This is a genomic window from Methylomonas sp. HW2-6 (genome assembly GCF_052474525.1).
The window spans coordinates 4,269,055-4,283,311 of record NZ_CP184124.1 but is presented as its reverse complement, the minus strand read 5'-3'; the positions used below and the strand labels follow the sequence as shown (position 1 = coordinate 4,283,311).

Sequence of the window (14,257 nt, the reverse complement as noted above, 5' to 3'; positions counted from 1 at the left end):
TCTGGAGGTGTGCGATGGCTGATTCGATATCCGGTATTAATTCATCCAGTCTGTTGGCAGCGGTGTTGCAGCAGGCATCGAATAAGCAAGAGTTGGCGGTGGCTGTCGTCAAAAAAGGCCAGGAAGTCGAAGCCGCCCAGGGAGAGGCCGCGCTGAAGCTGATTGATTCGGCCGCTACAACTGCTGCGGGCAAAATCGATACTTACGCTTGATGCGTGTTCGCGGCGCTCAGGTTCTTTTCAAGATCAATTCCAATACCAGTTTGCTGCCGAAATAAGCCAAGAGCAGCAGCACAAAGCCAATCAGCGTCCATTGGATTGCGGTACTGCCACGCCAGCCGTACCGCAGTCGCCCGACCAACAACCCGGAAAAAATCAACCAAGCGCAAATCGACAGGACTGTCTTGTGAGCCAGATGCTGCGCGAAGATGTCTTCGATAAAAATGAAACCGCTAATCAGCGCCGCGGTTAAAAACACCAATCCTGTGCCGATCATTTGAAATAACAAGGTTTCCATCGCTTGTAGCGGTGGCAGCACCAGCATTAGTCTTTTCGGCTGGTGGCTGCGCAGTTGTTGGTCTTGAATCGCCAGCAAGATGGCCTGAATCGCCGCGATATTCAACAAACTGAACGCGACGATGGAAGTCAGAATGTGGACGCTCATCTGCCAACTATGCGTAACCAGCGGATGGTTGGTTTCCGGAAAAATCATATCCAGGCCGATTAATGCCGCCGCCAGAGGGAATACCGCGACGCCGAGTTTTTCGACCGGCTTGTCCAGTGCGGCGCACAGTAGAAACCACGAGATGACTAGCGCTACCAGGGTCGCTGCGTTAAAGAAACTGAAGTTGAAAGGTTGTTCGCCAAGGAAGATGGTCCCGGCGTAAGCGGCATGCAATGCGGCGCCGATCCAGGCCAGGCGGATAGGTACCGGGCGGCGCTCCTGTCCGGCGAAAAGGTCCTTCGCGATGAAAGTGGCCGCGGCCAAATAGCATAAAACCGATAGGATGCCGACAATTGCGATATTCATTGGAGTGGCGGGGCAGAATTATCAAAAGGCGTTGCGTAGGCCTTATGTTAAACTAAGCCCGAGTATTGTTCTAACTCCGCTTGAGCCGGAACGAGTCGTAATTAACCAGCTAAACAAGACGTATCTATGTTCGATAATTTATCCGATCGCCTGAGTGGCACACTTAAAAAAATAAAAGGCCAAGGCCGTCTGACCGAGAGCAATATTCAGGAGACCATGCGCGAGGTGCGGATGGCTTTGCTGGAGGCGGATGTCGCGCTGCCGGTGGTGACCGACTTTATCGAGCAAGTTACTCAGCGCGCGCTCGGCCAGGAAGTGCAAACCAGTTTGACGCCAGGTCAGGCTCTGATCAAGGTGGTGCAATCGGAGCTGATAAATGTGATGGGTGCGGCCAACGAAGAGTTGAATCTGCGTACCAATCCGCCGGCCATCGTGTTGATGGCGGGCTTGCAGGGTGCCGGTAAAACCACGACGGTCGCCAAGCTGGGCCGGCATCTGAAAGAGAAGAAAAAGAAAAAAGTCGGCGTGGTCAGTGTCGACGTCTATCGGCCCGCAGCGATCAAACAATTACAAACCCTGGCTGACGACATCGGTCTGAAGTTTTTCGAGAGCGATGCCAGCGAGAATCCGGTCGATATCGTCAATCGGGCGCTTGATGCGGCCAGACGCCAATTCGTCGACGTACTAATCGTCGACACCGCCGGCCGGCTGCATGTCGACGACGAGATGATGGCCGAGATCAAGGCCTTGCATGCCGCGATCAAGCCGATCGAAACCTTGTTTGTCGTCGACAGTATGACCGGCCAGGATGCCGCCAATACCGCCAAAGCCTTCCACGACGCGCTGCCGTTGACCGGTGTGATCCTGACCAAAGCCGATGGCGACGCCCGCGGCGGTGCGGCATTGTCCATTCGTCAAATCACCGGTAAGCCGATCAAATTCATCGGTGTCGGCGAAAAAACCGATGCGTTGGAGCCGTTTTATCCGGACCGGCTGGCGTCCCGTATCTTGGGCATGGGCGACGTGTTGTCGCTGATCGAAGATATTGAACAAAAAGTCGACAAGAAAAAAGCCGAGCAATTGGCCAAGAAGCTGCAAAAAGGTAAAAGCTTCGATTTGGATGATTTGAAGGAACAGTTGTTGCAGATGCAAAACATGGGTGGTCTGGGGGCGATGATGGATAAGTTGCCTGGTATGAACAATGTGCCGAAAGATATTAGGGAAAAGGTCAACGACAAGGATTTGGCACATCAGATTGCCGTGATCAATTCGATGACCAAGCAGGAGCGGCGGTTTCCCGATTTGATCAAGGGTAGTCGCAAGCAACGTATTGCCGACGGTTGCGGCCTTGATTTACAAGCGGTAAATCGGGTGTTGAAACAACATCAGATGATGGAAAAGATGATGAAGAAGTTCAGCAAAGGCAATATCGCCAACATGATGCGCGGCTTGAAGAGTAATATGCGCGGCCTGAGAATGTGATCGGCGCAATTTGTCCTTCACTTATTCGCAAAATCGCGTAGAATAGGTTGATTAAATTTTTTGATTCAATGTTTTTTAAGGTATTCAAATGGTAAGCATTCGTTTGTCCAGAGGCGGCGCAAAGAATCGTCCTTTTTATCATGTTGTCGTAACCGACAGCAGAAGCAGCCGCGACGGTCGCTACATTGAGCGGGTCGGTTTTTTTAACCCGCTGGCACGTGGTGCGGAGCAGCGTCTGGTGTTGGATGCTGAACGCGTTCAATATTGGAAAGCCAACGGTGCTCAGCCGACCGACCGTGTTGCCAGACTGATCAAAGACGCTGCTAAAGCTGCCGCGTAACGCTTAGTTTTGCAGGCAGGGGAGTATCTGAACGTCGGACAAGTATCCGGCGTTTTTGGTGTAAAGGGCTGGGTAAAAGTGTTTTCTTTTACCGATCCCCGCGAAAATATCCTGAAATATTCGCCATGGCTGTTACAAAAACACGGCCAGCGCCATGAATTGAAAGTTGTTGGTGGTCGCCGACAAGGCAATTTGATTGTTGCCCAGCTTGAAAATATTGGCGACAGAGATGCTGCCGCCGAGTGGATGGGTGCGGAAATTCTGATTCGCAAGCAGCAATTGCCCAAGCCTGAAGTGGGTGAATTCTACTGGGCCGATTTGATAGGCCTGTTAGTAGAGAACCAAGCTGGTTTCAGGCTAGGTACCGTCGATCATTTGCTGGAGACCGGAGCCAACGATGTCTTGGTCGTTGTCGACGGCGAGACTGAACGTTTGATACCGTTTTTGCAGCCCAGCACGATTTTGAAAGTCGACTTGGTTGGCGGGTTGATAGTCGCCGATTGGGATCCGGATTTTTAGGCGGATATGCATTTCGATGTGGTCAGCCTTTTTCCGGAAATGGTCTCCGGAGCCGCAGGTTATGGCGTAACCGGGAAAGCGATAGAAAAAGGTTTGGTCGGTTTATCGGTCTGGAATCCGCGCGATTACGCGCACGACCGGCACAAAACGGTAGATGACAGGCCATACGGCGGCGGGCCCGGCATGGTAATGAAGTACCAGCCTTTATTGGATGCTGTAAACGACGCAAAACGGAGTCAGCAGCCGGATGGAGCCAAAGTTGTGTATTTGAGCCCGCAAGGGCGATTGATCACACAGGCCCTGTTGCAGGATGCCAGTACCAGCCCGCGTTTGATTCTGATTGCCGGACGATATGAAGGTATCGACGAACGATTTATCGAACATGCTTGCGATGACGAGTGGTCGTTGGGCGACTATGTGATCAGCGGCGGCGAGCTTGCAGCTTTAATTGTAATAGACGCGATCAGCCGCTTGATACCGGGGGTGCTGGGCGACGAGGAGTCGGCTAAACAGGATTCCCATGCCGACGGCTTATTGGATTGCCCGCATTACACGCGGCCTGAGCGTAGTGAACTCGGCAATGTTCCCGAGGTCTTGTTGGGCGGTAATCATGCGGCGATCCGCCGCTGGCGAATGAAGCAAGCCTTGGGTAGAACCTGGGTGCGACGGCCGGATTTACTGGAAAAACGCGAATTAAGTGCAGAGCAGGACGCCTTGCTGAAAGAATTTAGAAACGAAGTTGTTAAATAGGGTGTGGTTATGAGTAAAATTATCGAAGAATTGGAAGCGGAACAGCTGAAAAAAGACGTCCCTGAATTCGGTCCGGGCGATACTGTGGTTGTTCAAGTCAGAGTGACCGAAGGTAGCCGCGAGCGGCTGCAGGCTTTCGAAGGCATCGTTATCGCCAAGCGTAATCGCGGTTTGAATTCCGCATTTACCGTCAGAAAAATTTCCCACGGCGTTGGTGTTGAGCGTGTGTTTCAGACCCACAGCCCTGCGGTTGGCAGCATCGAAGTCAAGCGCCGTGGTGATGTGCGCCGTGCCAAGTTGTATTATCTGCGCGATCTGGCCGGTAAAGCCGCCCGGATTAAAGAAAGACTTTCTTAAGCCGTTGCTATCCGATTGGCAGCAATCGGATCGGCTCCGAAAAAGGCGGCTATCAGGCCGCCTTTTTTTTGCCGCTCATTTTGAATAATCCATGACCTTGCATATTGTTTGGCAGCCAACAGCGGATGCGGAACCGCACACAATTGGGGTGCCGGTATTTGGTGTTGAATTGTTATTGACCTTGCGCGGGTCGGTCATCGTCGACGCCTCCTGGCGGATGCAGGCACTTCCGGCGGAGGGGGATCTGCCTGATCTGGCGCTACATGTTCGGCAATATCTACTGGATCCGGATAATACTGATTTGCAACTTAAGCTGCTAACTCAGGGGAGCGAATTCAGCAAAAAGGTCTGGAACGCGTTGTTGGCAATACCGGTCGGGCGGACGTTGACTTATGCTGAATTGGCGAAATGCTTGGATTCGGCTCCGCGCGCTGTTGCTGCTGGTTGCAAACGTAACCCTTACGCCGGAATCATTCCTTGCCATCGTGTTGTCGCAAGCCAAGGTATTGGCGGCTTTATGGGCCAGATCGAAGGCGAGTTCGTTCAGTTGAAAAGGCAGTTGCTCGACTACGAGCGCCGTTTGCGCGATTCGGAAGCATGAATTCGAGTCAGTCCATAGAAGTTTTCTTAAATGCGCTTTGGCTGGAATTCGGGTTAAGCGATAACACGCTCGCCGCCTACGGCAGCGATTTGAAGCAATTTTCTGCGTGGCTGAAGCATAAAGAGTTGCCGGCCGCAGACGAATCGGATATCAAAGGGTTTTTGGCCCACCTGCGGCAACTTGGTACTTCCAGCCGCTCCTCGGCGCGCAAGTTATCCTGTTTGAAACGGTTTTACGGTTATTTGCTACGAGAGGCAAAAATCGTCGTCGACCCTACCCAACTGGTAGATGCGCCGCAATTAGGCCGATATTTGCCGGGTTCGCTGTCCGAGAGCGATGTCGAAACATTGCTGGAGGCTCCGGAAATCAGCAGCAATTTGGGTTTTAGAGACAGAACCATGCTGGAAGTGCTGTACGCAACCGGGTTGCGGGTATCGGAATTGGTTGGACTGAGTTTTTCACAGATCAATTTTCGCCAAGGGTGTTTGCGAGTGGTCGGCAAGGGCGATAAAGAGCGCCTAGTCCCAATCGGCGAGGAAGCCCTGGATTGGGCCGAACGTTACATCAAGGGAGCCAGACAAGCGTTACTGGGCGGCCGCCAAAGCGACTATTTGTTTGTTACCGCGCGCGGCGATGCTATGACACGGCAGGCTTTTTGGCATATCATCAAGCGTTACGCCAAGCTGGCCGGAATTGACAAACACTTGTCGCCGCATACCTTACGCCACGCGTTTGCGACTCATTTGCTGAACCATGGTGCCGATCTGCGCGTGGTGCAGTTGTTGTTGGGGCATTCCGATCTGTCTACAACCCAAATTTATACCCATATCGCTCAACAGCGCTTGAAAGAACTCCATCGCCAACATCACCCCAGAGGTTAAACATGAGCAATTTGATCCATCCAACGGCTTACATCGAAAGCGGTGCGATTTTGGCGGAGAACGTACGCGTCGGGCCGTTTGCGGTGGTCGAAGCCGGAGCCAGCGTCGGTTCCGGTAGCCAAATCGGTGCTCATGCCGTCGTCCACGGCCGAGTAAAAATGGGGGAGAATAATATTCTGCACCCGCATGCCGTATTGGGAGGGCTCCCGCAGGACACCGGTTTTCAGCCGGAAACCGAGTCATGGTTGGAAATCGGCGATGGCAACGTGTTCCGGGAAGGTTTTACCGCCCATCGAGCCACCAAGGCCGGTGCGGGGACTATGATCGGGTCAGGTTGTTATTTCATGAATAACAGTCACGTCGCGCATGATTGCCGGGTTGGCGATAACACCATTTTTGCCAATAACGTGGCGATTGGCGGTCACGTCGAGGTCGGAAATAATGTGTTCATGGGCGGTGCGGTAGTGGTTCACCAATTTTGCCGGGTCGGGTCTTACGCCATTATCCAAGGTACAACCGGTATCAACATGGACGTGATACCGTTTACGTTGATCGGCGGCCGTCCGGCAAAGCATTACCGACTGAATATCGTCGGCCTGCGGCGGGCTGGGATTGCTGGCGATAGGCTCAAAGCGCTTTCCGCCGCATTCAGATTGCTAAGAAATAAAAAAAGCCTCGATGAATTGCAATCTACCGAAGAACTGCAATACTTAAAAAATTGGTTGGCCGCCGATTCGAAGCGTGGATTGCACGGTTTCATGTCGATAGCGCCGACCGATCACGACTAAAGGGAGCTAGGCCCGTTGAGAACCGCGATTTATTCGGTTCCGCACCCTTCGGGCAGCGATTCGGCACACAGCCAGAAATAACCGCCATGAAAATACACGTAATCGATAATGCCGGGCAAATAGAGCCATTGTTGCTGATGGCTGAGGCCGAAGTGGCGTTCTATACCGACGAGATACAGGCGCTAAATGCCGCGGAACAGGATAAGCCTGGGCTGATTTTGTTGAATTATGCGCTACGCGAAGCTGATACCGCCGAATATACCGGTTTGTTGTTGAATGCCGCTCCGGCCAGCAATATTGTGATCATTGGCAACGATCTGGCTACGGAGCAAGTGGTCAGTTGCGTGTTGGCTGGGGCCAAGGGCTACCAAAACAGCGATTCGCTGGCGCTTTATATCAATCGCATGATTCGGGCGGTAGCTGCCGGCGAAGCGTGGTTAGGGCGTAAGCTCGTCGCCAGTTTATTGGATGCGGTGCATAAAGCTTGTGTCGGCCAAGACGCATTGTAAGTTAGTAGTGTAATCCTACTTCGAAGTAAAACATTTGACCGCTGATCGGCAGGTTATAAGGATAACTGGCGGTTGCCGGCTCCGTACCGTCAGAGTCCAACAAATTCCGGGCCGAGGCTGTCAAATCCAAATATCCCATCAGTTTTTTCGCATTCAGCGTCAAGTCCACCGTCTCATAATCTTTTAACAGGCGGGTATCTCCCGGGCTGCTTAGTCTGTGGCCGATCCAGTTGATCTGGGTTTGAATTTGCCATTTCGGCAGAAAGTTCCAGGCCAGTGCCGAATATACGTGGTGTTCCGGTACGTTGCTGACGCGAGTGTGCGTCGCTTCGTTGCGGGCGAATTGCCAGGCATAGTTACCGCGCAAATTCCAATCCGGCAGAAACTTCCAGTCCCACTCGAACTCGCTGCCATAGCCGTCCTGTCCGGATGTGTTTTGCTCGGTCAACGTGGTCGAACTGGCGATAGGGCCGCTGATCAGGTCGTGGATTTCGTAATGGTACAAATTCAGCGCCGTTCTGAGCGTTTTGCTCGGATGATAATCGAACGCCAATTCCGTGGTGGCGATGGTTTCCGGACTCAAACTCGGATTGCCTAGAAATAGCGTGCTGTTTTGTTGGTATTGCTCCAAAAAGCTCGGCGCCCGGTAAGCTTGGCCGTAAAGCAATTTGCTGGTGAACTGTTCGTTGACATCCCAAACCAGCGCCGCCCTTGGGTTAAGCGTGCTGCCGAAGTCGGAATAGTGGTCGAAGCGCAGACCCGTGGTCAAATGCCAATCCGGGGCAAACTGCCATTCGTCTTGAAACGCTGTGGACCAGATATCGCGGTGTTGGTCGTCCAGAAACGTGAAAGGCGTCCCGGTCAGATTTTGCAGCGGACCACCCAGGCTGGTGATGCCGGCGCCGTAATTGCGGGCCTCCTCGGTGTTTAGCTCCTCGTAGCGGAAGCCGGCGATCATCCTGATGATATGGTTGGAAAAGCCCTTGTAAATACTGGTCAGTTCGAAACTGGGTACCGTATTTTTAAAACCGGCGACGAAGCGCAGGCCATTAGGAAACGGCACCAAGGCATTGATCAATGCCGGTTGTCCGGTGACGTTGCCGCTGGCATCCAATGGTAGTATCGATCCGGGAGGAAAGCCGTAAATATCTGCTGAAACGTCCGTATGCAAGAAACTGGCGTGGGCCTGCAACTCCCAATCCTGAAAATCGTCTTCGGTCGAATAACGAATGTCGGCGAGATAGTTGCTGCCGTTGCCTTTGCCGCGGTTATCCAAAGCGCCGAAAGCCCCGGATCTAAAACCGTAATCCGATTCGTTGAAGGCCCAGAAACCCAAATCCCAATGTTTGCGTTGCAGATTCAGATGGCCGTTCCAGCGTTCGTTTTGAGTTTGCATTGGCCCCGGCGCCAGGGAAGCGCGGGTCGACAGCAACTGGTCGATCTGGCTTTGCGCATCGGCTTTGATGATTCGGTCCGGGTCTACCCCATTGTGGCTGTATTGCAGGCTACCGGCCACGTCCCAGCCCTGCCATTTACCGCCGTATTGGCCCCAGGCGCTCTTGGTGTCGGCGTTGCCGCCGCGGGCGCCCACGTTAAATCCGTCGATGTCGGCCGCTTTTTTGGTGACGATATTGATGACGCCGGCGAAGGCGTCGGCACCGTAAAGCGCGGAACCCGGCCCGCGAATCACCTCGACGCGTTGAATGTTCTCCACCGGCATGATCATGCCGGCCATGTGGGTGCCTTGGTAAGGTAACGAAAAGCGGGTACCGTTGATCATCAGCAATACTTCGGAATTGGTCTCGTTGCGGATGCCGCGCATGGTGTAGCTGTAATCGTTGGTCACAGGTTGGATCGTGACATGCATGCCGGGCACGGTTTCCAGAACTTCATGCAAATCGGTGGCGCCCATCGCCGCGATTTGTTCGGCGGTAATAACGCTGGTGACCGCTGCGGATTGGGCGATCGGTTTGGATGTGCCCGACGCGATTGTTACCGATATATTGGCCAACTCCGCCGGCGACATATCCAGTAAATCGTTCATGCTTTTGTCGGCGTGTGCCGCTTGGCTAATCAAGGTAAGCCATAAACCAGGTTTGAACAGCCGTTTTTTCAAAGCACCAGACATAACAAATCTCATAAGTCCCGTAGGGGCACCGGCTTGGCGATGCCGTAACCTTGCGCGTAATTGACGCCCAGGGTTTGCAGTAAATCAAAGATAGACTCGTTTTCGACAAATTCGGCAATTGTTTTCTTACCCATCACGTGCGCCACTTCGTTGATCGACTTGACCATCGTCAGATCCACTCGATCTTCCACAATGTCCTTGACGAACAAACCGTCAATTTTCAGATAGTCGACCGGCAGGTTTTTCAAATAAGCAAATGAAGACAAGCCGCTGCCGAAATCGTCTAAAGAAAACGAGCAACCTTTGCCGCGCAGCGATTCCATGAATTGGCGGGCGTAAGACAGGTTGCTGATCGCCGCGGTCTCGGTGATCTCGAAACAGATTTTCTCGGTCGGAATTTGCCATTTCTGGAATTGTTCGCCGATGAAACCCAGCATGGTTTGGTCCGACAGTGACAGACCGGACAGGTTGACCGAGCACATTTCCAGGCGCTGCAACAAATCCGGTGTCGTTGCCAAATACTCGAACAGCGAGGAAATGACCCAGCGGTCCAGCGGCGGAGCCATGTTGTAGCGTTCCGCCGCCGGCAGAAATGCGCCGGGCGGGATGATTTTGCCCTGGTCGTCGCGGTAGCGGATCAGGGTTTCGAAGTGTAAGGCCTCGTGGTTGTGATTCACCGGCACGATCAACTGGCCGAACAATTGGAAGCGATTTTGTTCGATACCCAATCGAATCTTCTCGACCCATTGCATTTCGCCCTGGCGCAAGGTTAATTCCTCGTCGTCCGGGCTGAACACATGCACCCGGTTCCGGCCTTTCTCTTTCGCCGCATAACAGGCGGCGTCGGCTTCCTTCAACACGTCGACCGCATTGCCGCTGGAACGGTTGATGGGGGCTACGCCGATGCTGACGCCGATGCTGAAGCTGCGGTTTTCCCAGGCGAACTGAAAGTCGCAAATCGCATTTCGCAATTTTTCGCCGGTAATGACGGCCTGATCCAGAGAGCAGTACGACATCAAAATACCGAATTCGTCGCCGCCCAAGCGGGCCAGGATATCCATCTTACGCACTTGTTGTCGTAATAACTCGCCAAGCTGCCGTAACAATTCGTCGCCGGCCAGATGGCCGCAGGTATCGTTGACGATCTTGAATTGGTCCAAATCAAGGTAACACAACACGTGGGCGCTGTTGTCGTTTTGGGCTTGCAACACCAGATTCTGGATATGGATGTCGAATTGGCGGCGGTTGACCAGGCCGGTCAGTTCGTCGTGGCTGGCCTGGTAAGCGATTTTTTCCGACAGTCGGCGGGTTTCGGTAATGTCTTCGCACACCAGCAACATATGCGGCAGATTGTTTTCGTCCTTGACCAGACGCGCCGTTTCCCTGACCCAAATCGTATTGCCGTTGCGGCAAACGATACGGCTTTCCAGTTTGTGTACCTGCTCCGGGTGGTCGCGGCAAATTTGCAGGAACTGGTTGCAGTTGCCGATATCCTCCGGGTGAGAGAAAGCGAATAACGAACAACCCTGCAATTCTTCGACCCCCAAACCCAACTGTCGGGCGCCGAAGCGGTTGACCGAGATAATTTGGCCGTCCAAGTCCAGGTTGAATACCATCGTCGGGTTATTGTCGTAGAGCGCCTGATAGTTGTTTTTGACGCTGACCAGCGCCTTGTTCTGAGTTTCGACGGTATCCAGCATGTCGTTGAAAGCGTCCACCAGGATGCCCATTTCGTCGCTGCTGTGTTTTTCGGCGCGTAACGAATAATCGTGGTCGCGGCTGACTTTCTGCGCAGTACGCGCCAACTGGGAAATGGGCTTGGCGACCCGGTTCAGCAACGGCGCCGTCAGCAAAAAGGTGATGAACAATGCGACGAACAGGACCAACAGCACCACGCCGACGAATTTCAACTCCCGCCAGAAGGCGGTGCTGAGGTCGGACGACAAATACACCGCACCGATGATCTCGCCGTCGAGCAACATCGGTTGGTAAACGTACAAGGACAATTGGTCGAAGTGGGTGTATAAACCTTGTTGGCTGGCCGGACACTGGTTCGCCGGATTGTCCAGTGCGGTAAACAGTCCGCCCGCCTTGTCGTATAAGCAGGCGCTACGCACATCGGGCAGATTGGCTAAAGAAGCCAGGTTTTCCTTGGCCAGATTGGCGTCGTCGAACATCACCGCCGCGATACTGCGGTTGGCGATCAGCCCGGCGACGGCCAGCAGGTCGTCTTGGGCCTTGCGTTTGACGTCGCTGATATTGATCGTCACCAGAATCACCAGCGCCAGCAGCATCGAGAACAAACTGGATGTGATCGCGATCGTAAACAGCTTGGATTTGATCGACAGTCGAGCGAAAAACTTACTCAAGCTCTCCTCCTTCGACCAATGTGGCGACTTCGATCAGCTTGGCGCTGACGTTCAGGCCGTTTTTTTTCAACGCTTTCAGGTTGATATGCAATTTGACTTTGGTGTCGTCCAACACAAAGCCGATCATGCCGCCGGATTCGGCAAAAAACGGCTGACTGCTGACCGTCAGCGCCGTTTTAAACGAACCGACCGTCAACACCCCTGCCACGGGCTGTTCGGGGCGCAGGTCCGGATTATCGAAATAGGCGATGTCGCAATCGCGCGCCTGTTTGGCAGAGTCGAAATGGATCAGCTTGATCGGCTTATCCTGAGCGGTTTTGCTTTCCAGCGGATCAAGCAAGTGGCCGAACGGATCGTTGCCGATAATGCAAATGTTGAACGTGGGGCTGGCTTTGGCCGGCCAGGTAATGAACTTGGTGAAATTATAGAGATATGCCGCTTTAACCTTGTATTCCAATTCGTTGTCGTCGGCGTGTGCTTCCTGAGCGATAACGCAGCACAGGAAGCTCCAGCCGAATGCGACGCAAATGCGCCGCAGTGTCCGCGCCTCAGCGAGAGAAAAAACGGAAACCAAGTTATTGCCTGCCGAAAAAAATCATTGGGCAAGGATAGTTGAAAAATCACTGGCTGCAGAAAAAAGCCCGTAGCGCACGGATCATATAGCCGTGGTCCAAAACCCCGGCACTTTCGCGGATACTGTGCATGGCCCACATGGGCGAGCCGACGTCCACGCTGCGCACGCCCAGTTTCGCCGAGGCAATCGGGCCGATCGTACTGCCGCAGGGGAGGTCGCCGCGGTGCGCGTATTTCTGGTAGGGAACGTCCGCGTCGCGGCAAAACCGGATGAATTCGGCTTCCGACACGCATTCCGAGGCATAGCGGTGGTTAACGTTAATCTTGATGGCCGGGCCGTGATTGACGATGACTTTATGGCCGGGTTCGTAGGCGCCGGGAAAGCCGGGCTGGTAAGCGTGAGCCATATCGGCGCTGACCATAAAGCTGTTGGCCAGGGCCCGGCGGTAGCCGTCGGCGCGGTCGCAGTAGTCGGTGGCGATACGTTCCAGCACGTCCGGCAAAAAACTGCCTGCCGCGCCTTTGCAGCTCTCGCTACCGATCTCTTCGTGGTCGAAAAAGGCGCAGACCAGCGTATTCCCGCTATTCAGTACCGAAGCGTCCAACATCGCCGTCAAACCTGCGTGGCAAGACGCCAGATTATCCAGCTGGCTGTCGGCGTAGAACAAGCGATCGGTGCCCCAGAATACGCCTTTTTGGGTGTCGTAGACGTTCAATTCCCAGCTCAACAGACTGTCGCCGTCGATGCCGGCAGAGTCGGCCAACAGCTGGCGAAAATAATTAGCAGGCAATTGTTCGGCAGCGCTGGCCAATATCAAGGCCAACTCGTTTTGCTTTTGCAGTTTCAGGCCGTCTTCGTTAACGCCGCGGTTCATATGAATCGCCAGATTCGGCAAGCGCAACAGCGGTTGGTCGAAGCGCAGCAAACGGCTGCCGATGCTGCCGTCCGCCTGACTGAATGCGATACGGCCGGCCAGACTGAGATCGCGGTCGGTAAAAGTTGCCAGAATCGGCCCGCCGTAAATTTCGACGGCCAGACGCTGAATTTTGTCGGATTCCAATACCGGCTGCGGTTTGACCCGCAATCCGGGCGAGTCGGTGTGGGCGCCGAGCAGCTTAAAGCCTTTGCTCGCCAAGTCTTCCCGACCCAAAACGAAGGCGACCACTGAAGAGTCGTCTCGAATCACGTAATAACGGCCTCCGGCACTCAAACTCCAGGCGTCGCCCTCGTACAGACGCTGAAACTGAAACGCCTGCAGGCGTTGTTCGATGCAGGCTGCCGCATGCCAGGGGCTGGGGCTGGCGTCGATAAAGTCCAATAAATCCTGTACTTGTCGGTGTGCGCTCATGTTTTCTTGTCCAGGGTTAGCGCCACCGAATTGATGCAATAGCGCAATCCGGTCGGTAACGGGCCGTCTTCGAATACGTGGCCAAGATGGGCGCCGCAGGAATGGCAGGTCACTTCGGTACGGCGCATGCCGTGGCTGGTATCGAGGTGCTCGTCCAAGCTCTCGGCATGCAGCGGATTCCAAAAACTGGGCCAGCCGCAGCCGGAGTGGAATTTATGTTCCGAGTCGAACAAGGCCGCGCCGCAACAGACGCAACGGTAGATACCGTCGTCTTCGCAATCGGTGTATTTGCCGGTGAACGGCGGCTCGGTACCTTTTTCGCGGCAGACGCGGTATTGCTCCGGCGTCAGCTTCTCGCGCCAAAATTTGTCAGCATCATTAGAGTCGGTCATGGTGGCAGTCCATATCAACGGGTGGTACTGGTCATTGTACCCAGAGTTATACGCTTGCTGAAGGAAAGCGAGATATCGGTTGACTATGTTAGAGAACCCTAATATTCTGTGGTCACATGATTTTGCGGCGCATTATTACCATAATCCGAAAAAGAAACTTCAAAATCGTGCGTGTCTGAATTTCAGCGAG

General features: G+C 53.8%; 16 protein-coding genes. 10 read left to right on the top strand and 6 right to left on the bottom strand.

All coding sequences use genetic code 11. The features are described from left to right. Positions 1-14: 14 nt before the first annotated feature. Positions 15-212, top strand: a complete 198-nt coding sequence (locus ACH518_RS20535) for a hypothetical protein (RefSeq protein ID WP_278210846.1) — start codon at positions 15-17, stop codon at positions 210-212. A 16-nt stretch (positions 213-228) separates the two neighbouring features. On the opposite strand, the gene ACH518_RS20530 is transcribed toward ACH518_RS20535, so the two are convergent. Then, positions 229-1,029, bottom strand: coding sequence for a cytochrome C assembly family protein (locus tag ACH518_RS20530; RefSeq protein WP_445371442.1), 801 nt, complete (start codon positions 1,027-1,029; stop codon positions 229-231). Between the two features lie 126 nt (positions 1,030-1,155). Here ACH518_RS20530 and ffh point away from each other — a divergent pair, with 126 nt between their 5' ends. The 9 genes from ffh to ACH518_RS20485 all read left to right on the top strand — a co-directional run bounded on the left by ffh (position 1,156) and on the right by ACH518_RS20485 (position 7,256). After that, a complete protein-coding gene (gene ffh / locus ACH518_RS20525; protein ID WP_140911733.1) occupies positions 1,156-2,511 on the top strand; it encodes a signal recognition particle protein in 1,356 nt (451 codons plus the stop codon). Between the two features lie 88 nt (positions 2,512-2,599). Beyond that, a complete protein-coding gene (gene rpsP / locus ACH518_RS20520) occupies positions 2,600-2,851 on the top strand; it encodes a 30S ribosomal protein S16 (protein ID WP_140911734.1) in 252 nt (83 codons plus the stop codon). 9 nt (positions 2,852-2,860) lie between these two features. After that, on the top strand, positions 2,861-3,370 hold the full coding sequence (gene rimM / locus ACH518_RS20515; protein ID WP_445371441.1) for a ribosome maturation factor RimM: 510 nt from the start codon (positions 2,861-2,863) through the stop codon (positions 3,368-3,370). Positions 3,371-3,376: 6 nt separating this feature from the next. Beyond that, positions 3,377-4,120 carry a tRNA (guanosine(37)-N1)-methyltransferase TrmD gene (trmD, locus tag ACH518_RS20510; protein WP_445371440.1) on the top strand — a complete coding sequence of 248 codons (744 nt, stop codon included), beginning with the start codon at positions 3,377-3,379 and terminating at the stop codon, positions 4,118-4,120. A 9-nt stretch (positions 4,121-4,129) separates the two neighbouring features. After that, positions 4,130-4,477 carry a 50S ribosomal protein L19 gene (rplS, locus tag ACH518_RS20505; RefSeq protein WP_054759399.1) on the top strand — a complete coding sequence of 116 codons (348 nt, stop codon included), beginning with the start codon at positions 4,130-4,132 and terminating at the stop codon, positions 4,475-4,477. Positions 4,478-4,568: 91 nt separating this feature from the next. Beyond that, positions 4,569-5,078, top strand: coding sequence for a methylated-DNA--[protein]-cysteine S-methyltransferase (locus ACH518_RS20500; RefSeq protein ID WP_278210851.1), 510 nt, complete (start codon positions 4,569-4,571; stop codon positions 5,076-5,078). Then, a complete protein-coding gene (xerD, locus tag ACH518_RS20495) occupies positions 5,075-5,959 on the top strand; it encodes a site-specific tyrosine recombinase XerD (protein ID WP_278210852.1) in 885 nt (294 codons plus the stop codon). The genes ACH518_RS20500 and xerD overlap by 4 nt, the downstream gene beginning before the upstream one ends. A gap of 2 nt (positions 5,960-5,961) precedes the next feature. Continuing rightward, entirely contained in the window at positions 5,962-6,747 is a 786-nt protein-coding gene (gene lpxA, locus ACH518_RS20490; protein WP_445371439.1) for an acyl-ACP--UDP-N-acetylglucosamine O-acyltransferase, read from the top strand. A gap of 86 nt (positions 6,748-6,833) precedes the next feature. Then, entirely contained in the window at positions 6,834-7,256 is a 423-nt protein-coding gene (locus tag ACH518_RS20485; RefSeq protein WP_140911739.1) for a response regulator transcription factor, read from the top strand. 1 nt (position 7,257) lies between these two features. Here the strand turns inward: ACH518_RS20485 and ACH518_RS20480 are convergent, their stop codons facing one another. The 5 genes from ACH518_RS20480 to msrB are packed head-to-tail and all read right to left on the bottom strand — an operon-like array spanning position 7,258 to position 14,067. After that, on the bottom strand, positions 7,258-9,384 hold the full coding sequence (locus ACH518_RS20480) for a TonB-dependent receptor plug domain-containing protein (protein ID WP_445371438.1): 2,127 nt from the start codon (positions 9,382-9,384) through the stop codon (positions 7,258-7,260). 8 nt (positions 9,385-9,392) lie between these two features. Continuing rightward, a complete protein-coding gene (locus tag ACH518_RS20475; RefSeq protein WP_445371437.1) occupies positions 9,393-11,753 on the bottom strand; it encodes an EAL domain-containing protein in 2,361 nt (786 codons plus the stop codon). Then, positions 11,746-12,327, bottom strand: coding sequence for a YfiR family protein (locus ACH518_RS20470; RefSeq protein ID WP_278210856.1), 582 nt, complete (start codon positions 12,325-12,327; stop codon positions 11,746-11,748). Before ACH518_RS20470 ends, ACH518_RS20475 begins: the two co-directional genes overlap by 8 nt. A 46-nt stretch (positions 12,328-12,373) precedes the next feature. After that, entirely contained in the window at positions 12,374-13,675 is a 1,302-nt protein-coding gene (locus tag ACH518_RS20465) for a M18 family aminopeptidase (RefSeq protein WP_445371436.1), read from the bottom strand. Continuing rightward, positions 13,672-14,067 (bottom strand): peptide-methionine (R)-S-oxide reductase MsrB, encoded by a 396-nt coding sequence (msrB, locus tag ACH518_RS20460; protein WP_140911744.1) that lies wholly within the window; start codon positions 14,065-14,067, stop codon positions 13,672-13,674. The genes ACH518_RS20465 and msrB overlap by 4 nt, the downstream gene beginning before the upstream one ends. Positions 14,068-14,257 lie beyond the last annotated feature (190 nt).